General features: G+C 70.0%; 22 protein-coding genes. 15 read left to right on the top strand and 7 right to left on the bottom strand.

Features of this window, described 5'->3' with window-relative positions:
• Nucleotides 1–170: 170 nt before the first annotated feature.
• From QFZ27_RS15620 to QFZ27_RS15595, 6 genes are read left to right on the top strand one after another with little or no spacing between them, the layout of a single operon-like run.
• A complete protein-coding gene (locus QFZ27_RS15620) occupies nucleotides 171–1,475 on the top strand; it encodes a M24 family metallopeptidase (RefSeq protein WP_429227295.1) in 1,305 nt (434 codons plus the stop codon).
• Nucleotides 1,475–2,158: an isochorismatase family protein gene (locus tag QFZ27_RS15615; RefSeq protein WP_429227294.1), complete on the top strand. Its 684-nt coding sequence runs from the start codon at nucleotides 1,475–1,477 to the stop codon at nucleotides 2,156–2,158. The genes QFZ27_RS15620 and QFZ27_RS15615 overlap by 1 nt, the downstream gene beginning before the upstream one ends.
• A 29-nt stretch (nucleotides 2,159–2,187) precedes the next feature.
• Nucleotides 2,188–2,850: an ABC transporter permease gene (locus QFZ27_RS15610; protein ID WP_429227293.1), complete on the top strand. Its 663-nt coding sequence runs from the start codon at nucleotides 2,188–2,190 to the stop codon at nucleotides 2,848–2,850.
• A complete protein-coding gene (locus QFZ27_RS15605; RefSeq protein ID WP_429227292.1) occupies nucleotides 2,847–3,968 on the top strand; it encodes an ABC transporter ATP-binding protein in 1,122 nt (373 codons plus the stop codon). Before QFZ27_RS15610 ends, QFZ27_RS15605 begins: the two co-directional genes overlap by 4 nt.
• On the top strand, nucleotides 3,965–4,747 hold the full coding sequence (locus QFZ27_RS15600; protein WP_429227291.1) for an ABC transporter permease: 783 nt from the start codon (nucleotides 3,965–3,967) through the stop codon (nucleotides 4,745–4,747). Before QFZ27_RS15605 ends, QFZ27_RS15600 begins: the two co-directional genes overlap by 4 nt.
• 26 nt (nucleotides 4,748–4,773) lie before the next feature.
• Entirely contained in the window at nucleotides 4,774–5,664 is an 891-nt protein-coding gene (locus QFZ27_RS15595) for a glycine betaine ABC transporter substrate-binding protein (protein WP_429227290.1), read from the top strand.
• Nucleotides 5,665–5,688: 24 nt separating this feature from the next.
• Here the strand turns inward: QFZ27_RS15595 and QFZ27_RS15590 are convergent, their stop codons facing one another.
• A complete protein-coding gene (locus QFZ27_RS15590) occupies nucleotides 5,689–6,738 on the bottom strand; it encodes a molybdopterin-dependent oxidoreductase (RefSeq protein ID WP_429227289.1) in 1,050 nt (349 codons plus the stop codon).
• Between the two features lie 118 nt (nucleotides 6,739–6,856).
• Here QFZ27_RS15590 and QFZ27_RS15585 point away from each other — a divergent pair, with 118 nt between their 5' ends.
• Nucleotides 6,857–7,741: a LysR family transcriptional regulator gene (locus tag QFZ27_RS15585; RefSeq protein ID WP_429232461.1), complete on the top strand. Its 885-nt coding sequence runs from the start codon at nucleotides 6,857–6,859 to the stop codon at nucleotides 7,739–7,741.
• A gap of 11 nt (nucleotides 7,742–7,752) precedes the next feature.
• Here the strand turns inward: QFZ27_RS15585 and QFZ27_RS15580 are convergent, their stop codons facing one another.
• Together QFZ27_RS15580 and QFZ27_RS15575 are read right to left on the bottom strand one after the other, a co-directional pair.
• Nucleotides 7,753–8,538 carry a LytR/AlgR family response regulator transcription factor gene (locus QFZ27_RS15580; RefSeq protein ID WP_429227288.1) on the bottom strand — a complete coding sequence of 262 codons (786 nt, stop codon included), beginning with the start codon at nucleotides 8,536–8,538 and terminating at the stop codon, nucleotides 7,753–7,755.
• Between the two features lie 55 nt (nucleotides 8,539–8,593).
• Entirely contained in the window at nucleotides 8,594–9,595 is a 1,002-nt protein-coding gene (locus QFZ27_RS15575) for a sensor histidine kinase (protein ID WP_429227287.1), read from the bottom strand.
• Nucleotides 9,596–10,074: 479 nt separating this feature from the next.
• On the opposite strand from QFZ27_RS15575, the gene QFZ27_RS15570 reads away from it, so the two are divergent.
• The 4 genes from QFZ27_RS15570 to QFZ27_RS15555 all read left to right on the top strand — a co-directional run bounded on the left by QFZ27_RS15570 (nucleotide 10,075) and on the right by QFZ27_RS15555 (nucleotide 15,563).
• A complete protein-coding gene (locus QFZ27_RS15570; protein ID WP_429227286.1) occupies nucleotides 10,075–11,577 on the top strand; it encodes an ATPase domain-containing protein in 1,503 nt (500 codons plus the stop codon).
• Nucleotides 11,567–13,630 carry an ATP-binding protein gene (locus QFZ27_RS15565; RefSeq protein WP_429227285.1) on the top strand — a complete coding sequence of 688 codons (2,064 nt, stop codon included), beginning with the start codon at nucleotides 11,567–11,569 and terminating at the stop codon, nucleotides 13,628–13,630. The genes QFZ27_RS15570 and QFZ27_RS15565 overlap by 11 nt, the downstream gene beginning before the upstream one ends.
• Nucleotides 13,631–13,750: 120 nt before the next feature.
• On the top strand, nucleotides 13,751–14,428 hold the full coding sequence (locus QFZ27_RS15560; RefSeq protein WP_429227284.1) for a GntR family transcriptional regulator: 678 nt from the start codon (nucleotides 13,751–13,753) through the stop codon (nucleotides 14,426–14,428).
• A gap of 25 nt (nucleotides 14,429–14,453) precedes the next feature.
• Complete coding sequence (locus QFZ27_RS15555; protein ID WP_429227283.1) at nucleotides 14,454–15,563, top strand: mandelate racemase/muconate lactonizing enzyme family protein; 1,110 nt, start codon at nucleotides 14,454–14,456, stop codon at nucleotides 15,561–15,563.
• 5 nt (nucleotides 15,564–15,568) lie between these two features.
• Here the strand turns inward: QFZ27_RS15555 and QFZ27_RS15550 are convergent, their stop codons facing one another.
• The gene (locus tag QFZ27_RS15550) at nucleotides 15,569–16,321 is read right to left on the bottom strand and encodes a GntR family transcriptional regulator (protein ID WP_429227282.1); all 753 of its coding nucleotides are present in this window, start codon (nucleotides 16,319–16,321) and stop codon (nucleotides 15,569–15,571) included.
• Nucleotides 16,322–16,488: 167 nt separating this feature from the next.
• Between QFZ27_RS15550 and QFZ27_RS15545 the strand changes: the two genes are divergently transcribed.
• The 4 genes from QFZ27_RS15545 (at nucleotide 16,489) to QFZ27_RS15530 (ending at nucleotide 21,123) form a co-directional block, all read left to right on the top strand.
• Nucleotides 16,489–17,511 (top strand): sugar ABC transporter substrate-binding protein, encoded by a 1,023-nt coding sequence (locus tag QFZ27_RS15545; protein ID WP_429227281.1) that lies wholly within the window; start codon nucleotides 16,489–16,491, stop codon nucleotides 17,509–17,511.
• 68 nt (nucleotides 17,512–17,579) lie between these two features.
• The gene (locus tag QFZ27_RS15540; RefSeq protein WP_429227280.1) at nucleotides 17,580–18,626 is read left to right on the top strand and encodes an ABC transporter permease; all 1,047 of its coding nucleotides are present in this window, start codon (nucleotides 17,580–17,582) and stop codon (nucleotides 18,624–18,626) included.
• A 14-nt stretch (nucleotides 18,627–18,640) separates the two neighbouring features.
• Nucleotides 18,641–19,609: an ABC transporter permease gene (locus QFZ27_RS15535; protein ID WP_429227279.1), complete on the top strand. Its 969-nt coding sequence runs from the start codon at nucleotides 18,641–18,643 to the stop codon at nucleotides 19,607–19,609.
• Between the two features lie 2 nt (nucleotides 19,610–19,611).
• On the top strand, nucleotides 19,612–21,123 hold the full coding sequence (locus tag QFZ27_RS15530) for a sugar ABC transporter ATP-binding protein (protein WP_429227278.1): 1,512 nt from the start codon (nucleotides 19,612–19,614) through the stop codon (nucleotides 21,121–21,123).
• Nucleotides 21,124–21,141: 18 nt separating this feature from the next.
• On the opposite strand, the gene larB is transcribed toward QFZ27_RS15530, so the two are convergent.
• The 3 genes from larB to larC are packed head-to-tail and all read right to left on the bottom strand — an operon-like array spanning nucleotide 21,142 to nucleotide 23,842.
• Nucleotides 21,142–21,819 (bottom strand): nickel pincer cofactor biosynthesis protein LarB, encoded by a 678-nt coding sequence (gene larB / locus QFZ27_RS15525; RefSeq protein WP_429227277.1) that lies wholly within the window; start codon nucleotides 21,817–21,819, stop codon nucleotides 21,142–21,144.
• Entirely contained in the window at nucleotides 21,816–22,619 is an 804-nt protein-coding gene (gene larE / locus QFZ27_RS15520; protein WP_429227276.1) for an ATP-dependent sacrificial sulfur transferase LarE, read from the bottom strand. Before larE ends, larB begins: the two co-directional genes overlap by 4 nt.
• Entirely contained in the window at nucleotides 22,616–23,842 is a 1,227-nt protein-coding gene (gene larC / locus QFZ27_RS15515) for a nickel pincer cofactor biosynthesis protein LarC (protein ID WP_429227275.1), read from the bottom strand. The genes larE and larC overlap by 4 nt, the downstream gene beginning before the upstream one ends.
• Between the last annotated feature and the right edge of the window lie 78 nt (nucleotides 23,843–23,920).

Genomic DNA, 23,920 nt, shown 5'->3' with positions numbered 1-23,920 from the left:
CGGCCCCTGGATGGCCACGTCGGCTTCGCCTCCTCGCCATGACGATCTTTTGATCGCCGCAGGGGTAGGGATCAATCGTCGCCGTTGCGGAATTCCGCACAATTATTGCGGGTTTTCGCACGAACCGCGCCCGCCGACCGTCGCATCCTGTGACGAACAGGGAGACGCGAATGAGCATCGTGGTGTTCAACCCCGACAGCGTGGAGGACGTCGATTTCGCCGAGCGGATGCGCCATCCGGCGACCTCGGACGAATCCGTCGGCATGTGGCTGTCGGACACCGAGCCGTCCTATGTCGACGTCCATGCGCTGCGCCAGGGCCGCCTCGCCCGGCTGCGCCGCTGGATGGCCGATTCCGGCTACGGCGCGGTGGTGCTGTTCGACCCGTACAACCAGCGCTACGCCACCGGGTCGCGCAATATGTTCGGCTACTTCCTGCGCAACTCGACCCGCTACTTCTTCGTGCCGGCCGCTGGGCGGGTCGTCCTGTTCGAATACCCGCAGAGCTACCACGTCTCCACCGTGCTCGAGACGGTGGACGAGGCGCGGCCGTCCAAGCTGGTCTGGTCCTCCGTGTCGAATCGCGACGGCGAGACCGCCGGTGCCTTCGCCGACGAGATCGCCGAGCTGCTGCGCGCCCATGGCGGCGGTTCGATGAAGATCGGCCTCGACCGCTGCAACCACCTGCACGCTCTGGCGCTGGAGAAGCGCGGCTGCACCGTCACCGACTGCCAGGGCGAGATCCTGGCCGTGCGCGCGGTGAAGACGGTGGAGGAGATCAAATGCCTGCAGGCCTCGATGGCCGGGGCCGAGGCCGCGGTCGCCGCGGTGCGCGAGGCGATCAGGCCCGGCATCTCGGAGAACGAGCTGTTCGCCATCATGTATCATGAGGTGATCCGCCAGGGCGGCGAGTTCATCGAGACCCGGCTCCTGACCTCCGGCCAGCGCACCAACCCCTGGTTCAGCGAGGCCGGCGGCCGCAAGGTCCGGCCGGGCGAGCTGGTGGCGCTCGATACCGACACGATCGGCTGCTACGGCTACTATTCCGACTTCTCACGCACCTTCCGCTGCGGTCCGGGGCGGCCGACGGACTACCAGAAGATGCTGTACCGGATGGCACACGACCAGATCCGGCACAATATCGGCATCGTCAAGCCGGGCATGGCTTTCCGCGAGGTGGCGGAGAAGGCCTGGAAAATCCCCGACCGCTTCGTCGAGCAGCGCTACACCTCGGTCATGCACGGCGTCGGCATGCATGGCGAGACGCCGTTCATCGCCCATGCCATGGACTACGAGACCTATGGCCGGGAGGGCCATCTGCTGCCCGGCATGGTGGTCAGCGTCGAGAGCTATGTCGGCGAGAAGGGTGGCCGCGAGGGCGTGAAGCTGGAGGACGAGATCCTGATCACCGAGACCGGCACCGAGCTGCTGTCGCGCTTCCCCTATGAGGACGAGTTCCTGGACGGGGAGGTGTGATGCGGACGGCTCTGACCATCGAGCCTGGCCGGGCGGCGGCGCTGTTCGTCGACCTGCAGGAGGAGCATCGCCGCGACCGCCGCTACCTGGTCGAAGGCTTCGACGCCCTGATCGGCAACGTGCAGCGGCTGCAGCAGGCGGCGCGGACGGCCGGCATCCCGGTGCTGCACTCGGCCTATGTCGTCGACTTGGCGGCGCAGCGGGCCAGGCCGTTCCACCCGGTGATGGCCGACGGCACCTCGGCCTTCAGCGACGCCAACGACCCGATGTCGGAGATCTGCGCCGAGGTCGGCCCGACCGACCGCGAGCCGGTGCTGGTGAAGTCGGATGCCAGCGCCTTCGCCGGCGGCGGGCTGGCCGAGCGGCTGGCGGCGCTGGGCACCGAATGGCTGTTCGTCGCCGGGGTGTGGACCGAGGCCTGCATTGCCCAGACCGTGAAGGACGCGGTCGATCTCGGCTTCCGCGTCGCCCTGGTGAAGGATTCCTGCGGCAGCGGCAGCGCGGCGATGCACCAGACCGCCATCCTCAACCTCGCCAACCGCCTCTATGGCGGCGCCGTGGTCGACACCGAGGGCGCCTGCCGGCTGATGGCAGGCGGGACGGTCGAGGCCTGGCGGGTGCAGGGATCGGTGCCGCTGCGCTTCACCTATGACGACGCGGCGAGGCTCTATCTCGACCTTTGACGGCGAGGCAATCACGGGAACGCGGCCTGATGGACACGCTCACCTTTGCCTACGACAACCTGGACGTGATCGCGGCGCGGGCCCTGGAGCACGTCTCGATCGTCGCCGTCGCGGTGTCGATCGCGATCGTTACCGCCGTCCCGATCGGCATCGCCATCACCCAGTCCAGGCGGGCGGCAGACATCGTTCTCTACCTCGCCTCGATGATGATCACGGTGCCGTCGGTGGCGCTGTTCGGGCTGATGATCCCGCTGCTGTCGCCGATCGGCCACGGCATCGGCACCGTTCCGGCCGTGATCGCGATCATCCTCTATTCGCAGCTGCCGATCATCCGCAACACCTACACCGCCATCGTCGATGTCGACCCGGCGCTGCGCGAGGCCGGCATCGGCATGGGCATGAGCGCGGCGCAGCGGCTGCGCCAGGTCGAGATCCCGCTGGCGATCCCGGTGATCATGGCCGGCATCCGCACGGCCGCGGTGATGAACATCGGGGTGACGGCGATCGCGGCCTATATCGGCGCCGGCGGCCTCGGCACCTTCATCTCGCGCGGCATCAGCCAGTCCGACCCGCGGCAGCTGATCACCGGCGCGGTCGCGGTGTCGCTGCTGGCGATCGCGGTCGACCTGCTGCTGGCGCTGGCGCAGCGGCGGCTGACCTCGAAGGGCCTGGCCCGGGGAGCTGCCGCATGATCCGGCTGGACCGCCTGACCAAGGTCTTCGACACCCCGTCCGGCCCGGTGGTCGCGGTCGACGAAGTCAGCTTCGACTTGCCGGCCGGCAAGATCTGCGTGCTGCTCGGCCCCTCCGGCTGCGGCAAGACCACGACCATGCGGATGATCAACCGCCTGATCGAGCCGACCGGCGGGACCGTGTTCATCGACGACCGCGACACCAGGACGGTCGACCCGATCCGGCTGCGCCGGTCGATCGGCTACGTCATCCAGCAGATCGGGCTATTCCCGAACAAGACCGTGGCCGAGAACATCTGCGTCGTGCCCGACCTGCTGGGCTGGGACCGGAAGAAGTCCCGCGCCCGCGCCGCCGAGCTTTTGGAGCTGGTGGCGATGGAGCCGGCGGTGTTCATGGACCGCTATCCGAAGGAGCTGTCGGGCGGCCAGCAGCAGCGCGTCGGCGTGATCCGGGCCCTGGCGGCGGACCCGCCGGTGCTGCTGATGGACGAGCCCTTCGGCGCCATCGACCCGATCAACCGCGGGGCGATCCAGGACGAGTTCCTGCGCATGCAGGCGGCCTTGCGAAAGACGGTGATCTTCGTTTCGCACGATTTGGACGAGGCGGTGAAGATGGCCGACCGGATCGCCATCTTCCGCGCCGGGCGGCTGGAGCAGTTCGCAACGCCCGAGCAACTGCTGGCCAACCCCGCCACACCGTTCATCGAGACCTTCCTCGGCACCGACCGCACGCTGAAGCGGCTGCGGCTGGTGCGCATCGCCGATGTGCCGCTGGGCCGGCCCGGCACGGTCCGGCGCGACGACCCGGTCGGCCGGGCGCGCGAGCTGATGCGGGCCAGCGGCTGTCCGGCCGTGCTGGTGCTGGACGCGGACGGACACCCCGGCGCCATGGTCTCCGGCAGCCGGGCCGGGGCGGTCCGCGGCGGCACCTGCGGCGACTGCGCCGAGCCGATCCGCGCCACCATTCCCCTGACCGCCGACCTGCGCAGCGCCGTGACGCTGATGTTCGCGCATGACATGCCGCTGCTGCCCTGCGTCGATGCCGAGGGCCGGATCCAGGGCGCCCTGACCTATGCCGGCATCATCCGTGGCCTGTCGGCGCGGGGGGCATCGGCATGAGCGATGTCGGCAAGGCCTGGACCGGGCGTGCGGCGCCGCTGGCGACAGGCGGTCGGCCCCTCCCCGTCCCGGGCATCGCGGCGCTGCTGTGGCTGCTGCTGGCTACGGCGGCGGTGCTGTGGTGGCTGGCGAGCGACATGCCGGCCGAGATCCTGTCCTATGAGGAGGACATCGTCTTCCTCGGCCTGCAGCATATCAAGCTGGTGGCCTGGGCCGGCGGGCTGGCCATCCTGACCGGCGTGCCGGCCGGCGCCATGCTGTCCCGCCCCGCCTTCCGCCGGTCGGCCGAGCTGGTCCTGCAGGTGTTCAACCTCGGCACCACGATCCCGACGCTGGCGGTGCTGGCGCTGAGCATGACGGTGCTGGGCATCGGCACGGTGCCGTCGGTGTTCGGCCTGTGGGCGGCGACGCTGCTGCCGATCGTCCGCAACACCTATGCCGGGCTGCGCAACGTGCCGACGCCGCTGATCGAGGCCGCGCGGGGCATGGGCATGACCCCGGGCCAGGTGTTCTGGCGGGTCGAGCTGCCGAACGCGCTGTTCATCATCTTCGGCGGCGTCCGGACCGCCCTGTCGATCTGCGTCGGCACCGCGCCGCTGGCCTTCCTGATCGGCGCCGGCGGCCTGGGCGAGCTGATCTTCACCGGCATCGCGCTGAACGACCTGCCGATGATGCTGGCCGGCGCCATCCCGACGGCGCTGCTGGCCGTGCTGACCGACTTCGCGGTCGGCCGGCTGCAGATCCACCTCGTGCCGCGCGGGATCAACCCGCTGCGGTGAAGGCACAACAAGCAGGGAGCAAGACGATGATCAAGACGACATTGCGGCGCGCGATCCTGTCGGCGATCGCGCTTCTGGCCTGCGGCGGCGCGGCCGGCGGCGCCGAGCTGACGGTCGGCGGCAAGGACTTCACCGAGCAGCTCCTGCTGGCCGAGATGACCAAGCAGCTGCTGGAGAGCAAAGGCTATACGGTCGAGAAGAAGGACGGCATGGGCACCAACATCGTCCGCGCCGCGCTCGAAAGCGGCGAGGTCAGCCTGTACTGGGAATACACCGGCACCTCGCTGGTCACCTTCAACAAGATCACTGACAAGCTGACGCCGGACGAGACCTACGCCAAGGTGAAGGAGCTGGACGGCGCCAGGGGGCTGGTGTGGCTGGCCCCGTCCAAGGCCAACAACACCTATGCCCTGGCCACGCGCAAGAACAACCCGAAGACCGACGGGATGGCGACGCTGTCCGACCTCGCCGCCGCCTACAAGGACGGCAAGGACCCGGTGATGGCGACCACGGCCGAGTTCCCGAAGCGCGAGGACGGGCTGTTGGGCCTGCAGAAGGCCTACGATTTCAAGGCCGGCCGCGCCAATGTCCGGCCGATGGAGATCGGCCTGGTGTTCCCGGCCCTGGCCAATGGCGATGTCGACGTCTCGGTGGTGGCGGCGACCGACGGCCGCATCGCCGCGATGGACCTGACCCTGCTGAAGGACGACAAGGGCTTCTTCCCCAACTACGCGCTGGTGCCGGTGGTGCGGAAAGACGTGCTCGACGCCCATCCCGACCTCAAGCCGCTGCTCGAGAGCTTGGCCACCCGACTGGACGACGCGACGATGCAACGCCTGAACGGCGAGGTCGACGTGCAGAAGAAGACGATCGAGGCGGTCGCCACCGAATATCTCAAGGAAGCCAGCCTGTTCTGACGCGGTCCGGCTCCAGCGTGCCCATCATCGGACGCTGACGGGCACGCTGTGGATCGCGTTGCGCGCCCCCTCGACCGGCTGGGTCGTGCCATCGGCCTCGAAGGCCCGCACGCAGAGCTGGATTGCGCCTCGATCGCCGGGCCGCCAGGGCAATGAAAAGCGCTGCCAGGCCCAGCCGCGCCTCGGCTCCAGGGCGGCCTGCCGGTAGCTGGTGCCGCCATCGACGCTGACCTCGACGCGCTGAATGCCGCGGAAGGACCAGCTCCAGCCCCAGATCTCGGTGGGCTGGTCCGCGGCAAGCACCGCGTCGGGCGCCGGTGCCACGATGATCGCCTCCGGCGCGATCGCCCAGACCGGGCGCCGCGCCGGCCCGCCGGCGGCGATGTCCGCGGCGTCGCCGGGGTCGTTGTACAGCTCCGCCGCGAAGACACCATCCGCCCGCCGATCCGCGAGGCGCAGCCGCCACAGCCATTTGACGCTGTTGGTGCCGTAATAGCCGGGGACCACGAGCCGTGCCGGAGCCCCGTGCTCGGCCGACAGCGGCACCCCGTTCAGCTCATAGGCGATCAGGACGCCGCCCGCCGGCAGCCGCTCGAGCGGCAGGTCCTTGACGTACCAGTCGCAGGCCGTTCCCGCGAAGTCGCCGCCATCGAGCCCATAGGACCAGAGGAACCTGGCCCGCGGGTCGATGCCGGCTTCCTCGAGCAGCGCGGCGAGATCGACCCCGCCCCAGCGGACATTGGCGACGCGGCGGGTCGGCACATGCGGTTCGAAGGGACTGCCGCAGCATTGGTGCATTGCCTCCACCACCACCTTCGGCCGGGACCTCAGATCCGCCAGGCCGAGGGTGAGCGCCCGGCCGACCAGCCCGTCGATGCGGAGCGACCAGGATCCGGGCTCGATGCGGGGAATCCCGAGATGGGCGATGACCGGGAGGTCGTCCGTCGCGGTCACCGGGGCCGTTGTCTCATGCGGCCGCAGCTTGATGCGGCGGACGCCCTCGGCCGGCTCCATCGGCGGGCGCGCCGGACCGATGAGATGGCCCGACGAGGCGTGACCGGGATGTCGGTTCATGGCTCGCATGCCTCTGAGATCGGTGTCGGCGGACAGCTTCGCCATGCCGCGCACCCAGCACAATCCGCGACGGATGCGATACGGTCTTCCGAAAATCGGGAGACCGATCGTGGACCGGATGGACGATCTCGAGGCGTTCCTGGCCATCGTTGAAAAGGGCAGCCAGGCCGCCGCCGCCCGTCATCTGGGCCGGTCGCTGCAGTCGATCGGCCGATCGCTGGCCGCGCTGGAGCAGGGCATGGGCGTCGAGCTGATCCGGCGCACGACACGCTGGTCGAACCCTACGGAGACCGGGCTGGCCTTCTATCGCCGTGTCAAGCCGCCCTTCCTGGAGATCCGGGAGGCCAGGCTCGAGGCGACCGACAGGCGGGACGCGCCGTCAGGCCTGCTGAGAATCGGCGCCCCGACACTGTTCGCGCCTGCCTACGTCGCCCCCGCCATCTGCGACTTCATGGAGCGCTATCCGCAGATCGAGGTGGAGCTCAGGGCTTCCGACCGCCAGGTCGATTTGCTGGAGGAAGGTCTCGATCTGGCGGTGCGGATCCGGGACATGGCGGATTCGGAGCTGAAGACCCGGCGGCTCGGCAGCCTTCGCGTCGTGGTGTTCGGCGCCCCGGCGTATTTCGCCGACCAAGGCCGGCCCGGGCATCCCGACGACCTCACCCGGCATCAATGCGTCCTGCGCATCGCCGATGGCGACGCCGGGGCGTGGCCGTTCCGGATCGGCAGCCGGCGGCGGACGGTGCGCGTCGGCGGACGCTTCCGGACGGACAGCACCGCGGCGATGCACGCGGCCGTGGCACGCGGGCTCGGCATCGGCCGCGCGCCCCTGTGGCAGATCCGCGACCTGGTCGAGCGCGGCGCGGTCGAGGTCGTCCTGGAGGCATTCGAAGCCGCCAGGCTGCCGGTCCACGCCGTGTGGCCGCCGACGAAGATCCTGGCGGCGAAGACGCGGCTGTTCGTCGACGCCCTGGCAAGACGCCTGAAGCGCGAGGAGCTGTAGCCCCGCAACGGTCAGGCCCGCACCATGGGCTCCCCCTCCAGGCACTGCCGCAACCGCCGGGCGGCGATCCGGCCGAGGGCGATCGGCCCGATGCCGCCGCCCAGCGACACGCTGCAGCGCCCGGCATCCTGCCAGTCGACCCGCTCCAGCTGGTCCAGGTTGACGATCAGCGAGCGGCTGATGCGGACGAAGGGCGGCTTCGGCAGCTGGGCCTCGAAATGGCGCAGCAGCCGGCACACCAGATAGTCCCGCGCGCCCTTCAGGAAGACGCGGGTGAAATCCGCCTCCGCCGTCAGCATCGCCACCGTGCCCAGGGGCGCGATCACCGACTTGCCGTCGATCCGCAGATGGATGCGCTGCTGCGACCCGCCCGGCTGCGGGTCGCCGTCCAGCTCGGCATCGTCCTGCCGCTCGCGTCCCGGCGCCTCGGCCCGGGCCGCGTCCAGGCGATGCCGGCGCAGCCGGTCGATCGTCACCGACAGCCGCTGCGGATCGACCGGCTTGAGCAGGAAGTCGAGCGCCGAGACGTCGAAGGCCTTGACCGCGTAGAGGTCGTGCGCGGTGACGAAGACGATCGCCGGCATCGGCGACAGCTGCGCCAGCAGGTCGAAGCCGCGGCCGTCGGTCAGCTCGACATCCAGGAAGATCGCGTCGGGGCGCAGCCGGTCCGCCTGCTCCCGCGCCTCGGCGACGGTACCGGCCTCGGCCACGACCTCGACATCGGAATGGGCCTGCAGCAGGCGCCGGAACCCCCGCCGGGCCGGCGGTTCGTCGTCGACCAGCATCACGCGAAGCATGCCGTCCCCTTCAGCACCAGCCGCGCCACCACCGTCTCTCCCTCCTGGGCCACCGTCAGTTCGTGCCGCGCCGGATAATGCAGTTCAGCCGGCGGCGGGTGTTGGCCAGCCCGACCGCCGGCCGGTCGTCCGTCCGCGGCCCCAGCCGGCCCGGATTGGTGACCTCGATCGCCACCGCATCGTCGTCCAGGCGGCGGGCGGCGACCCGGATCTCGAGCGGGCCGGCGTAGGTGCGCAGCCCGTGCTTCACCGCGTTCTCGACCAGCCCCTGCACGATCAGATGCGGCACCGGGACGGCGCTGGCCCGCGGGTCCGGCTCGACCGTGCAGCGCAGGCGGTCCTCGAAGCGCAGCTCCTGGATGCGGACATAGGCGCGCACGGCCTCGATCTCCTCGCTCAGCGGGCACACCGGCCGGGTCTGCGGGTCCAGCGAGTAGCGGAGATAGGCGGCGATGCGGTGGGTCATCTCCAGTGCCGCCTCCGGGTTGTCGGGAATCTCGACCGCCACGGTGTTCAGCGCGTTGAACAGGAAATGCGGGTCCAGCTGCAGCCGCAGCCGTTGCAGCTCCGCCCGCGTTGCCGCGGCCTGCGCCTCGCTGCGGCGCGCCCGCTCCGACCGGGCCTCGACATCCGCCCGGATCCAGAAATAGGCCAGCGACCAGCCGAGGAAGACGGCGGTGTAGTACACGGCCGGGATTGCGTCCAAGCGGGCCATGCTGCCGCGGTCCAGCCCCTCAAACAACAGGTCCTCGACCAGATTGACGATCCCCATCAGCAGCAGGCCGCCGAGGATCGAGCCCACCACCACCAGCCCGGCAATCACGGCCGGCCGCTGCCGGGTGCGGGCCAGGACCGTCTGATGCGCCAGCGCCGTCAGACCGAAGCCGATCGGGTCGATTTTCCGGGTGATCGTCAGCGCCAGCCCGAGGTCATTGAAGGTGGCAACCCGCGACGCCAGGCCGAACAGGGCGATGAAGATCCAGCCGGCCGTGTGGACCCGCCAGAACGACGGTGCCGTGCCGGGGGCTGGCCCGCGATCGGCAAAGGTCGCGAACACGCCCGGCCTGCGCCGCCTCTCGCCCTGGGAAGCCCCGGTTGACCAATCCATCGCTGGGAGCGGTTCATCGACCGGCAGGGTCGGTTCATCGATTGAAGAATGCGACAGTAGAGCAAGAATATTATCGTAAATGCAACGATGAAGACGCCATTCTGCGTCAGACGGGGATCGGCGCCCGCAGAAGGCGGCCTGGCCTCTCCGGTCGAGCGAGGGGGAATAAACATGCGGACGAAGATGACCATCGTTCGGTCGGCTGCGGCTGGACCGGCCCTCGCGGTTCCCCGGCGTCCCGGCCTCTGGCCACGCCTCGCCCTGCTCTCCTGATCCGCCGGGAGCCGACTGTCCGGCCTGCCGGGCACGGCCGGTGGCGGCACCTCGCGCTGGACGTGAGCCCCCTGCCTTCGCATGTCAGCCGGGATCAATCCAGCGCTTCGCCGCGTTGATCCGATCGGAAGCGGTAGTCAGTTCGGAGGGCACAGATGAACGACCATCCGGAGGCCGCCCGGGTGTCCACGGGCAGCGCGGGATTGGACGATATTCTCTGCGGGGGGCTCGACCCCGACCGGCTCTATCTCTACGAAGGCCAGCCCGGCACCGGTAAGACGACGATCGCGCTGCAGTTCCTGCTCGAAGGAGTCCGGAACGGCGAGCGCGTGCTGTTCGTGACGCTGTCCGAGACGGAACGCGAGCTCACGCTGGTGGCGCAGCGCCATGGCTGGTCGCTCGGGGGCATCGACATCTTCGAGCTGGTGCCCCCGGAGACCACGCTGGACCCGGCGCAGCAGGTCACCGTGTTCCATCCGGCCGAGATGGAGCTGAGCGAGACGATCAATCTGGTCTTCGAGCGCGTGCAGCAGGTCGATCCGACCCGGGTGGTGATCGACAGCCTGTCCGAGTTGCGGCTGCTGGCGCAGAATCCGCTGCGCTACCGGCGCCAGGTGCTGGCACTGAAGCACTTCTTCGCCAGGCGCCGCTGCACCGTGATCGTGCTCGACGACCTCACATCGGCGCAGAACGACCTGCAGCTACATTCGATCTCGCATGGCGTCGTGCTTCTGGAGCAGCTGGCGGTCGACTATGGCGGCGAACGGCGGCGCCTGCGCGTGGTCAAGATGCGCGGTATTCAATTCCGCGGCGGCTATCACGACTTCACCATCACCTCCGGCGGCCTGAGGGTCTTCCCGCGGCTGATCGCGGCCGAGCACCATGCGGAGTTCCCCGCAAGCGTGGCGTCCAGCGGGGACGCCGATCTGGACGCGCTGCTCGGCGGCGGGCTGGACCGCGGCACCAATGCGCTGCTGATCGGCGCCGCCGGCGTCGGCAAGTCGTCGCTGGCGCTCACCTTCGCCATCGCGGCGGCACAACGCGGGGAGCACGCGGTGCTCTTCAACTTCGACGAAGGGCGCGGCACGGTCGAGGCGCGTGCCCGCGCGCTCGGCCTGCCGCTCGAAGAAGCCCTGGCCTCGGGGCGGATTCAGTTCTGCCAGGTCGACCCTGCCCAACTGTCGCCGGGCGAGTTTTCCATGCTGGTGCGCGATGCCGTCGAGCGAGACGGCGCCAGGATGGTCGTCATCGACAGCCTGAACGGCTATCTCAATGCGATGCCTGACGAGCGCTTCCTCGTGCTGCAGATGCACGAGCTGCTGAGCTATCTCAACCAGCAGGGGGTGCTGACGCTGCTGCTGCTGGCCCAGCACGGCATGATCGGGCCGCAGGAGACGCCGATCGACATCAGCTATCTCAGCGACGCGGTGATCATGGTCCGGTACTTCGAGGCGACGGGCCAGGTGCGCCGCGCCCTCTCCGTGGTCAAGAAGCGTACCGGAAACCACGAGCACACGATCCGCGAGTTCCGCCTCACCGGCACGGGCATCCATATCGGGCCGCCGCTCTCGGAATTCCGGGGTGTCCTGACCGGGACGCCAGAATATGTCGGAAATGCCGAGCCGCTGCTGCAGCCCGGTGGACAGAATGGAGCCTGATCCGCACAGCCTGCGCGTCCTGGTGTTCGCGCCCATCGGCCGGGACGGCCCGGCCTCCGCGGAGATCCTGAGGCGGGCGGGCCTGACGGCCTCGATCTGCACCGGTCTCGACCAGCTGGTGGCGGAGCTGGAGGCCGGGGCCGGCGCCGCCTTCGTCGCCGAGGAGGCTATCGTGGGCCGGGACATCACCGACCTTCTCCTATGGGTGGACGCCCAGCCGCCCTGGTCCGACCTGCCCTTCGTCCTCCTCACCAGCCACCGGGAGCCGGCGGCGGTCGCCGCCTGGCGCCTGGACATCATCCAACGCCTGCGCAACGTCACCCTGGTCGAGCGGCCAGTGCAGCCGATCAGCCTGTCCAGCACGCTGCAGGCGGCGCTGCGCAGCCGCCAGCGGCAATATGATGTGCGCGGCTTCATCGAGGCCCGGGAGCGTATGGCCCAGGAGCTCGAGGCCTTGGTCGCCGCCCGGACGGCGGAGCTGAACGCCAGCAACACCCAGCTGCGCGAGGAGATGGCGGAGCGCGCACGCAGCGAGGAGCAGTTCCGGCTGCTGGTCCAGGGCGTGACCGACTACGCCATCTACATGCTCGACCCCCAGGGCCGGATCAGCAGCTGGAATGCCGGGGCCGAGCGCATCAAAGGCTATGCCCCGGCGGAGATCATCGGCGAGCACTTCTCCCGCTTCTACACGGATGAGGACCGGGCCGCCGGCCTGCCGGCGATCGGCCTCACGATCGCAACGCGGGAAGGGCGGTTCGAGAAGGAAGGATGGCGGGTCCGCAAGGACGGGACGCGGTTCTGGGCGCATGTGGTCATCGATGCGATCCACGATGATGCCGGAACCCTGACCGGCTTCGCCAAGGTGACCCGCGACATCACCGAGCGGCTGAAGTCGCAGAAGCAGCTGGAGGAGGCCAGGGAGGCCCTGTTCCAGTCGCAGAAGCTGGAGGCGATCGGGCAGCTGACCGGCGGCATCGCCCATGATTTCAACAACCTGCTGATGGTCATTCTCGGCAGCCTGGCGCTGATGCGCAAACGCCTGCCGCCGGAGACCGGCGCAGCCCTGTCGCTGCTCGACAATGCGGTCCAGGCGGCCCAGCGCGGCGCGACACTGACCAAGCGGATGCTGGCCTTCGCCCGCCGCCAGGAGCTGAAGATCATGGCCGTCGACATTTCCGACCTGGTGCGCGGCATGGCCGACCTGCTGCAGCGCTCGCTCGGGCCGTCCATCACCATCGAGACCCGGTTCCCGCTCGGCCTGCCCAAGGCGTCGACCGACCCCAACCAATTGGAATCCGCCCTGCTGAACATCGCGGTCAATGCGCGGGACGCGATGCCGGAGGGCGGATCGATCACCATCGCCGCCAAGGCCGCGACAGCCGACGAACCGGCTCCCGGCCGCTATGTCTGCCTGTCGGTGACCGACACCGGGGAGGGCATGGACCCGGAGACGCTCGCCCGGGCGACGGAACCGTTCTTCACCACCAAGGGCATCGGCAAGGGGACCGGGCTCGGCCTGTCGACGGTGCATGGGCTGATGGAGCAGTCGCATGGCCGGATGGTGCTGGCCAGCCGGAAGGGGACCGGCACGACGATCGAGCTGTGGCTGCCCGTGGCGTCCGCCGAGGCCGAACTGTCGCCGCCGGACGAGGCCGCTGCCCCGGCCGCGGCGGAGGCGCTGGGCCGGCTGCACATCATGGCGGTCGACGATGACGGCCTGGTGTTGATGAACACGATCGCGATGCTGGAGGAGCTGGGCCATGCCGCCGTCGGGGCGACCACAGGAGACCAGGCGCTCGATGCGCTCCGCCGCGAGGCCGCGGACCTCGTCATCACCGACCACGCCATGCCGCGGATGACCGGGGCCGAGCTGGCCGACCGCATTGCGACGGAATGGCCCGGGCTTCCAGTGATCCTGGCCACCGGCTATGCCGAGCTGCCGATGGGGATCGGGGCCAATCTGCCCAAGCTCGCCAAGCCCTTTTCGCTGGAGGAGCTGGAGATGGCGATCCGGTCCGCCACCTCCGCCGTAACCCCGGATCGTCCCGGGTAGGCGGAGCGCCGGCGCCTCGGACAGGGCGACGCTCGTTGCATGAATCGTGCACGATCCACGATGCATGATTGACTCCAGCCCGGCCCGCCCTCTATCAGGGCCGGATCCGGGAGGATCGTCGTGCCGCAGAAAGCCGCCATCTCCCGCGTCGTCCTGGCCGATCAGGTCGTGCGCGTGCTGCAGGAGCGCATCCTCGACCGAGTCTATGAGCCGGGCGCGCGGCTGAACATCGATGCCCTGTCGCGCGAGCTGGAGATCAGCTCGTCACCGATCCGCGAAGCCTTGATGCGCCTCGCCGCCGACGGGCTGGTCGCCGCGTCCTCCTTCGCCGGATTCTCGGTGGCGCCGGTGCCGCCGCGTAGCTGGTTCGAGCAGCTGCTGGCCTATCGCGTCCTGGCCGAGGGCTGGGCCGCCCGGCAGATGGCGCGCCGCCGCCCGACCGCCGCGATCGGGCGCATGCGCGAGAGCCTGGCGGCGATGGCGGGCGGCCGGATGGGCCGCAAGGCGCGCGACTACCTGACCGCCAACCAGGCCGACCAGGCCTTCCACGAGGCCATGCTGGACGGCGCCGGCAACGAGATCCTGGCCCGCAGCGTGCGCGACCTGCACCCGCATCTGCACCACGCCCGGCTGTTCGCCCGGGTGCCGCAGGACATCGCCCCGGTGCTCGCCGAGCATCAGGCGATCCTGGCCGCCATCGAAGCGGGCAACGAGGACGGCGCGGCCGGCGCCCTGGAGCGGCACCTGCGCGCTTCCTGGCAGCGCTACGACGGCTGGACGGCGGACGAGCCGGCCTGACCCATCACTGAAAAGGACATTCCCCGTGGCCAAGATCGCTTCCGTCGAGATCCTGCAGGCCGACCTGAAGCCCAAGGTCAAGCGCACCGACGCGGTGCAGGCCTTCGAGCTGCAGGAGACGCCGATGGTCCGCATCACCGACGCGGATGGCGCCGTCGGCACCGGCTACAGCTACACCATCGGCACCGGCGGCTCCTCCGTCGCCAAGCTGCTGGACGACCATCTGGCGCCGCTGCTGCTCGGCCGCGAGGCGGACGAGATCGAGCGGATCTGGCGCGACCTGTTCTACCGCGTCCACGCCACCACGGTCGGCGCCCTGACCTCGATCGCGCTGGCCGCCATCGACACGGCGCTGTGGGACCTGCGCAGCCGCCGCACCGGCATTCCGCTGCACCGGTTGGCCGGCGGCGCCAAGGACAGCATCCAGCTCTACTACACCGAAGGCGGCTGGCTGCACCTGGACCAGGCGGCGCTGGTCGAGGAGGCGCTGCAGGCCAAGGAGAGGGGCTTCGGCGGCACCAAGGTGAAGGTCGGCCGGCCGCATGTGGCCGAGGACATGCGCCGCCTGTCCGCCGTGCGCGAGCAGGTCGGCGACGCCTGGGAGATCATGACCGACGCCAACCAGGGCTTCACCCTGGACGAGGCGGTGCGCCGGGTGCGCAGCTTCCAGGAGGTCGGCATCGCCTGGTTCGAGGAGCCGATCCACGCCGACGACGTCCGCGCCCATCAGCGGCTGGTGGCATCGACCAGCGTGCCGATCGCGGTCGGCGAGTCGATGTACAGCATCTCGCAGTTCAAGGACTACCTGCAGAGCGACGCCTGCTCGATCGTCCAGGTCGATGTCGGCCGGATCGGCGGCATCACCCCCTGGCTGAAGGTCGCGCATATGGCCGAGGCCTTCAACGTGCCGGTCTGCCCGCATTTCCTGATGGAGCTGCACCTGCCGCTGTGCTGCGCGGTGCCGAACAGCCGCTGGCTGGAATTCATCCCGCAGCTCGACCTCGTCACCACCGAGGCGATCCGGATCGAGAACGGCCGGGCGATCCCATCGGAGACGCCGGGACTGGGCATCGAATGGAACTGGCAGGCGCTGGACCGGGTCATCGTCCACCGCGGCCGGCATGGCGGCCGGTGACGGCTTCAGTCGACCACGTAGCGGCGGTAGCGCTCGGGCAGCTGGTCGAGCAGCACGAAGGCGCGGTCGACGTGATAGATCAGCCGCGCCTCGGCCTCCGCCGCGTCGCCTTCATCCAGCGCGTCGATGATGGCCGTGTGCTCCTGGATCACCAGCGGCAGCCGGTCCGGGCTGCCAAACAGCCGCATGAAGCGGGCCAGCCGGGTCCAGGCGGTCTGGATCGTGGTCCACACCCCTTCGCGGTTGGCGAAGCTCATCAGCAGGTGGTGGAACTCGGCGTCCGCGGCGTGAAAGCCGTCCGAGTCCCCGGCCTCGAGCAGCAGCCGCTGCTTCGCCGGCACCGCCCGGGCCGCGGCGCTCATCGCCGGGGTCCAGATCTCCGCCGTCTCGCGCAGCACCGCCACCTCCAGCGCCCGGCGCACGAAATGCGCGTCGCCGATGCCGCTGAGCCGGATCGGGGCGACGAAGCTGCCCTGCTGCGGATAGACGTCGATCAGCCCCTCCTCCGCCAGCCGCTGGATGGCCGCCCGGATCGGCGTGCGTGACACGCCGAACTGCCGGCTGATGCTGTTCTCGCTGATCGGGGTGCCGGGCAGCAGATGGACGCCGACGATGGCGGCCCGCAGCGCCTCATGCACCTGGTCGGCGACCGGCAGGCGGCGGTCGAGGCCGAGCCGAATCGCCCGCAGCCCGCCCGACTCCTCGTCCAGCTCGGCGGCGGCGATGGGCGGCGCTTCGGTTGGTGCGGCGATCGGCATCTCTCCCTCCCCGAACAGCGCAGCCTTCGGCCATTTGTCCGACCTGTTCGACCGGAAGAGCCACAATTCGATTGCGCCTTGCACACTTGGATACTAGCGTTTCACCGAGCCGTTCAAGTGCGCTGACGCCTTGACGGCACCCGACAAGAAACCTTGGGGAGGATCTGATGTCCCGACATGTCCGGAGGGCCGTTCTGGCCGGCCTGGCGTTGCTGGCTGGGGCCGGCACGGCTGCCGCCGACGACACCCGCGTCGCCCTGGTGCCAGGCGGCCCGCACCCGTATTTCTCGGCCTGGGAGCAGGCCGGCAAGGACGCCGCCCGCGACTTCAAGCTCGCCGCCGCGGACTACAAGGTCCCGCAGAAGTGGGAGCTGAGCACCCAGAACCAGTTGCTCGAGAGCCTGGTGACCCAGGGCTACAACGCCTTCCTCGTCTTCCCCGGCGACCCCGTCGGCAGCGTCAGCACCGTGGCCGAGCTGGCGGATAGCGGTGCCCCGGTGATCGCCACCGCCGGCTGCCTGAAGGACCCGTCGGAGGCGCAGTTCTGCCTCGGCACCGATGTCGGCAACTCCGCCTATCTCGGCACCAAGGAGTTGCTGAAGGCGATGGCCGGCAAGAAGCGGATCCTGCATGTCACCGGCTTCCTGGTCGACCCCAACACCCAGCTGCGCATCGATGCGGTGGAGAAGGCGGCGAAGGAAGACGGCGCGCAGGTCGTGCAGGTGATCGCCGACATCGACGCGCCGGAGCCCGCGGAAGAGAAGATCAACGCCTATCTCGCCGCCCACGCCGCCGATGTCGACGGCATCGTCAGCACCGCCTGGGTGCCGTCGGTCGTGGCCGCCAATGCGCTGCGCCGGATCGGCGACAAGCGCATCCAGATGGTCGCCATCGACCATGACGAGGTGGTGCTGAAGGCGATCAAGGACGGCTTCCTGCACGGCACCATGCTGCAGAACCCGTATGGCCAGGCCTATATCGGCTCCCACGTCGTCGACCGGCTGCGCAACGGCTGCACGATCAAGGCCGACGCGCCGTGGAAGACCAACGCGCTGACCAGCCACTTCGTCGATTCCGGCACCGTCTTCGTCGGCGCCGACAAGGTGGACGGCTACGTCGCCGCGATGCAGGACATCACCAAGAACCTGCTGGCCAGCTTCGACGCGACCTACCTGAACTGCAAGTCCTGAGCGGCTTCACCCGGCCGAGCCTTCGCGGTCCGGCCGGGTTCCGCAGACCGTTTCCCAGAGCCAGACCGATGCATGCCGAAGACAGCGCCGCGCCCCCGTCACAGGTCGGGTCCCCGCAGGCGACGCCGCGCGCGGCGTCCGGCCGGCCACGCTTCTGGCTGACCAACGAGTTCGGCCTGATCGTGCTGATCGCAGTGTTCGTCACCGCCTTCGGCCTCTTGACTCCGGGCTTCCTGTCGCCGTTCAACCTGTTCGCGCTGGGCCGCACCGCCGCGATCAACGTCATGATCGGCCTGTCGATGATGGTGGTGATCGTCACCGGCGGGCTGAACCTGGCGGTCGGCGCCATCGGTGTCTGCGCCGCCATGGCCTGCGGCTGGCTGATCCAGGATGCCGGCCTGCCCTGGCCGCTGGCCATTCTCGGCGGGCTGGCCATGGGCGCGGCGCTGGGTTTCGTCAACGGCTGGACCGTCGTCCGGTCCGGCCTGCACAGCTTCATCATCACCCTGGCCAGCATGAGCATCTTCTTCGGGGTGATGATCTTCCTCAGCCGGGGCGAGTCCTATCGCGAGCTGCCGCCGGTGTTCTCCAGCTTCGGCCGGCTGCGCTTCCTCGACGGCACGCTGTCACCGCTGGTGCTGGTGGCCGTTGCCGTCGCCGTGCTGCTGGTGGTGCTGTACCGCTTCACCGTGGCCGGGCGCGAGATGCTGGCCGCCGGCGCGAGGCCGGAGGCCGCGTCCCTGTCCGGCATCCGGGTCGACCGCGTCTTCATCTATTGCCACATGCTGTCGGGCCTGCTGGCCGGCATCGCCGCGCTGATGCTGGTGGCGCGCAACGGCGCCGCCCTGCCCTCGATGGCCGGGCAGCTGGGGCAGGACTGGCTGCTGCCCGCCTTTCTCGGCCCGGTGCTGGGCGGCACGCTGCTGTCCGGCGGGCGGGTGTCGGTGGTCGGCACCTTCCTCGGCGCCTTCCTGGTGACGCTGCTGACCAGCGGCCTCTTGCTGCTGCAGGTCGGCGAATTCTGGGTGCAGGCCTTCCTGGGCCTGCTGCTGCTCCTGGCCGTGCTGATGGACATGGCGCGCCGCTCGTTCCTGGCGCGAAGGAGAATGGTTTGATGGGGGATGGTGTGATGGGGGCCCTGTCCCGCTATGCCCGGACCGACTGGTTCGGCCCGCTGCTGGTGACGGTGCTGGCGATCGTCATCGTCGGCGCCTTCAACCCGTCCTTCCTGTCGCCGCTGAACATCCAGGTGCTGCTGCTGGCGATCTCGGTCAACGCGCTGATCGCCTTCTCGCAGATGATCATCATCGCGGTGGGCCAGATGAACCTGTCGGTCGGCGCCATCGGCGGGCTGGCGGCGATCAGCTTCGCCGGGATGATGCAGGTCTGGGGCCTGCCGGCGCCGATCGCGGCCGTGCTGGCGCTGCTGATCGGCGTGGCCGCCGGGATGGTCAACGGCGCGTTCATCGCCTGGACCGGGATCAGCGCCTTCGTCATCACCCTGGCCAGCCTGTCGATGTTCAAGGGCATCAATCTCGGCATCACCCAGGCCCAGCCCTTCTACGGCATCCCGGACGCGGTGAAGGCCTTCGGCAACACCACCTTCATCGACCCGCTGCCCTGGCTGGTGCTGCCGACGGCGTTGGTCGCCGTGGGGCTGTGGTTCCTGCTGAACCGCCAGGCGCTGGGCCGCTTCATCCTGGCGGTCGGCGGCAACCAGCACGCGGCCGAGTTGTCGGGCATCTCGGTCGGCTTCACCGTCGTAGCCGCCCATGCGATCTCCGGCCTGCTCGCCGCCCTGGCCGGCATCATGCTGGTGGCGCGGCTGCAGATCGGCCAGCCGACGATCGGTGACGACTGGCTGATCCTGTCCTTCGCCGCGCCGGTGATCGGCGGGGCGGTGCTGTCCGGCGGCCATGTCAGCGTGTCGGCGACGCTGCTGGGCGTCGTCATCGTCGCGATCATCACCCAGGCCCTGGTGCTGTTCAACATCGACCCCTTCCTGGTCCAGGTCGTGCTCGGCGTCCTGATCCTGTGGGCGGTCGGCATCAACCGCCTGCGCGAGCTGCGGCTGCGCAAGGCCGTGGCGGGGGTCTGACCATGGCGGTGTTCGAGGCACGCGGCGTCAGCAAATTCTTCCCCGGCGTGAAGGCGCTACAGGGCGTGTCGCTGACCCTGGAGCCGGGGTCGATCCATGCCCTGCTGGGCGAGAACGGCGCCGGCAAATCGACGCTGATCAAGATCATCACCGGCGTGCACCGACCCGACGAAGGGCAGCTGCTGCTCGACGGCAAAGCGGTCGAGCTCGGCGGCCCGCGCGACGCCACCGCCCACCGCATCGGCGTGGTGCATCAGGAGCGTAACCTGATCCCGCGCTTCTCGGTCGGCGAGAACATCGCGCTGGAGCAGCTGGCGGCCCATCCGCTGCGCCGGGTGGATTATGCCAAGGTCAATGCCGACGCGCGCCAGTGGCTCAAGGTGCTGGACCTCGACATCGACCCGCGCATCCCGGTCTCCCAGCTCAGCGTCGCCAAGATGCAGCTGGTCGAGATCGCCAAGGCGCTGTCGCTGAAATCGCGCGTGCTGCTGCTGGACGAACCGACGGCGGCACTGACCCCGCACGAGACCGACATCCTGTTCGGCCTGCTGCGCCGGCTGCGCGACGAAGGCGTCAGCATGCTGTTCGTCAGCCACAAGCTGGAGGAGGTGCAGGCGATCTGCGACCGGGTGACGGTGCTGCGCGACGGGCGCAACGCCTGCGAGAGCCAGTCGATGCAGGGGCTGGGCCGGCAGGACCTGGTGCGGCTGATGATCGGCCGGGCCGAGCTGATCGCCGACTGGCCGGCGCGCGACCATTCCCAGGCGCCGGCGGCGCTGCGGCTGCAGGGCGTATCGACCGGCCTGGGCCATCGCGGCGTCGACCTGACCCTGCGCCGCGGCGAGATCGTCGGCCTGTACGGGCTGGTCGGCGCCGGGCGGACCGAGCTGGCGAAATGCATCCTGGGCCAGTTCCCGATCACCGCCGGCACGGTCGAAGTCGAGGGCAAGCCGGCAAAGATCCGCGACGTCGCCGACGCCATCCACCGCGTCGGCATCGGCTATGTCAGCGAGGATCGGAAGCAGGAAGGCCTCGTGCTGATGCATTCGGTGCTGGAGAATGCCGGCATCACCGTGTGGCGCCGCCTGACGCGCCGCTTCGGCTTCCTGACCGACGGCATGGTGCGGGCCAAGACCGAGCCCTTCATCAGGCGGCTGGCGGTGCGCACCCCGTCGCTGAACCAGCTGGTCGGCAACCTGTCCGGCGGCAACCAGCAGAAGATCAGCGTCGCCAAATGGCTGGCTGCCGGGGTCAAGGTGCTGATCGTCGACGAGCCGTCGGTCGGCATCGACATCAAGACCAAGGCCGAACTGCACGAGCTGCTGCGCGAGCTGTCGGAGACCGGCACGGCGATCCTGCTGATCACCAGCGACATGCCGGAGATGATCACCCTGGCCGACCGCATCGTGGTGATGAACGCCTACCGGATCGAGGGCGAGATCACCAACACCCGCGACTACCGGGCGATGAGTGAGGGGATCATGAACCTGATCCACCGGGTGGAGGCGGCCTGACGCCCCGGCGCCGAACCCCTAGCCCCGCTCCTGCAGCCGCCGCGCGCCGTTGAGCAGGCGCAGCGCGGCGCAGGCGGCGCCATAGCCGTTGTCGATGTTGCAGACCGACAGGCCCGGGGCGCAGCTGGCCAGCATCGCATCCAGCGCGGCGCGGCCGCCCGCGGCAACGCCATAGCCGACCGAGGTCGGGACGCAGATCACCGGCCCGGCCACCAGCCCGCCGACGACGCTGGCCAGCGCCGCATCCATGCCGGCGACGACGATCACCACCGGATGGGCCCGGATCTCGTCCAGCCGGTCGGTCAGCCGCCACAGCCCGGCCACGCCGATATCGCTGAACAGGGTGGCCTGGTGGCCGGCATGGCGCAGCGTACGCTCCGCCTCGCGCGCCACCGGGATGTCGGAGGTGCCGGCCGACAGGATCGCCACCTGGCCGGCGCCCGAAACCGACCGCAGCGGCCCGAAGAAGCCGGTGCGCGATACCGGGCAATAGTCGATGCCGCCGCGATGGCCCGGCGGGAGGGTCTCCAGCTTGGCCGGGTCCAGCCGGGTCAGCAGCAGGCCGGCCCCCGCCGCCTCGGCGAGGTCCAGGATCATCGCGATCTGGGCAGCGGATTTCTCGCCGCAATAGATCGCCTCGTCCTGGCCGATCCGGCCGCCGCGACCGAAATCGAGCGTGACCTCGTCCTGGCTCATCCCGACACCCCGACGAAGGCGCTGCCGACCCGGTACGGGGCAAAGGCCAGCGGCCGCGACGCGGCGGCTTCCGGCAGCGCGGCGCGGATCGAGGCCTCCAGCGCCGCGGTCGCGCGCTCATCCAACCCGGCCAGGCTGCCGGGATCGAGCTCCACCACCAGCCCGGCGGCGCGGACCCGGCAGCGCACCGTCCGCGGCTTCAGGCGGCTGGCGACCAGCTGTTCGACCGCGTCGATGGTGCGCAGCATCTCCGGCTCGATCGGGATCAGGGTCTCGACCCGGCTCGACAGGCAGGGCGAGGCCGGCAGCTCCGCCAGGTCGCCGAGGCCGAGGTCGCGCGCCAGGGCCCGCAGCCCGGCCTTGCCGATCCCGGCCTCGACATAAGGGTGGCGCACGCCATGCTCGCGCGCCGCGTCCAGCCCTGGCCGGTACTCGCCGAGATCGTCCAGATTGGTGCCGGAGACGATGGTGCCGGCGACCCGCCCGGCGATGGCGCCATACAGGTTGGTCTTGCAGAAATAGCAGCGGTTCAGCGGGTTCTCGCGGTAGCGAGAATCGGCGAACTCGCCGGCGTCGAGCACGGTCAGGGCCCAGCCCTCACGTCCGGCCCAGTCGCGCACCCGCGCCGTCGCCAGCGGAGGCACCGCCGGGGACACAGCATGGACCACCGTCACCGCGCCGGGGCGGCGGCGATGGGCCAGCACGGCCAGGGTCATGCTGTCGACGCCGCCGCTGACCGCCACCGCGACCGACCCCAGCCCGTCCAGCACGCCCTCGAGCCGCATCCGATCCGTGCTCATGACTCTTCCACCGCTTTCTCCGCCGCCCGCCGTCGGGCCTTGCGCGCCGCATGCCCGTCCAGGTCGGCCACGTCATCCGCCTCGGCCTTGGCCGTGCGCCCGCCGGGGCGGTCGACCGCCTTGACCCGCACCGTCCGGCCCCCGGCCTCAACCTCGACCACGCGCCGCGGCAGCACCGCCCGGGCCTGGATCGAATGCCGCAGGCCGATCGTCGTGGTCTCCGCAAAGCACAGGCGCAAGATTTCGTCGCGCGCTTCCGGCCGGGCCAGCAGGCGGAGATGCGCCATCATCCGCCCCTTCTTGCCGAAGACCGGGGCCTGGACCACGTCCAGCACCGCCGGATGGGCCCGCAGCCGGTCCAGCGCCAGCGCCAGCTCCTCGCCCGACTGGTCGTCGATCTCGCACTCCACCACCAGCACGGCATCCGTTTCGAAGCCCGGCGCCTGCTCCACCGGGTCGAAGCGCAGCACCCGCACGCAGTTGCTGAGGCCCGGCAGGATGCGCGTGCCGAAGCCGATGCCGGTGCCGCCCAGGATCCGCGGCCGCGGCGCCTGCAGGACCGTGTCGCCGCAGAGATGGCGCAGGATGGCGGCGCCGGTCGGGGTGACGCGCTCACCGCCGACGCCGTCATCGATCACGGCGAAGCCCTGCAGCAGCAGCGCCGTGGCCGGCGCCGGCACCGGCAGCGGCCCATGCGCGCTGCGCACCCGGCCGGAACCGAGCGGGATGGCGCCGACGGTCCAGCGGGTCGCACCTACCGCGGAGATCAGATGCGCGGCGCCGATGATGTCGGCGATCGAATCCCAGGCCCCGACCTCGTGGAAGCTCACCGCCTCCACCGCCACGCCATGCACCCGCGCCTCGGCCTCGGCCAGGTGGCGGAAGATGGCGATAGCGTGATCGCGGACGGCCGGGTCGAGTTCCGATGCCTCCAGCCCCTCGCGGATCCGGCGCCAGGCGACATGATCGTGGTCGCCCCCTGCCCCGCCCGGCCGCTCGACCAGGAAGCGCCGGCCGGCCAGCACGCCATCATTGTGCGGCGTCAGCCGGACGGTGACGCCGGCCAGCAGTCCGCCGGTGCGGGCCAGGCTGCCGTGCAGCCCGGCCTCGTGCTCCGGGAACAGGTCGAGCATCGCGGCGATGAACATGTCGCCCGCCAGGCCGCCGACCAGATCGAGATGCAGCTCCATGCCCGGACTGTTCCAGATTGCCGGCAGGTTCACAATGCGGCCGCCGCGGCACCGGGATCCGCGGCCTTGCGCCGCGCCGCCGGCGCTGCGATCCTGCGCGCTGCGCGGCGT

Source organism: Inquilinus ginsengisoli (genome assembly GCF_050434925.1).
GTDB classification, from domain to species: domain Bacteria; phylum Pseudomonadota; class Alphaproteobacteria; order DSM-16000; family Inquilinaceae; genus Inquilinus; species Inquilinus ginsengisoli_B.
This window is presented reverse-complemented; position numbering and strand designations above follow the sequence as displayed.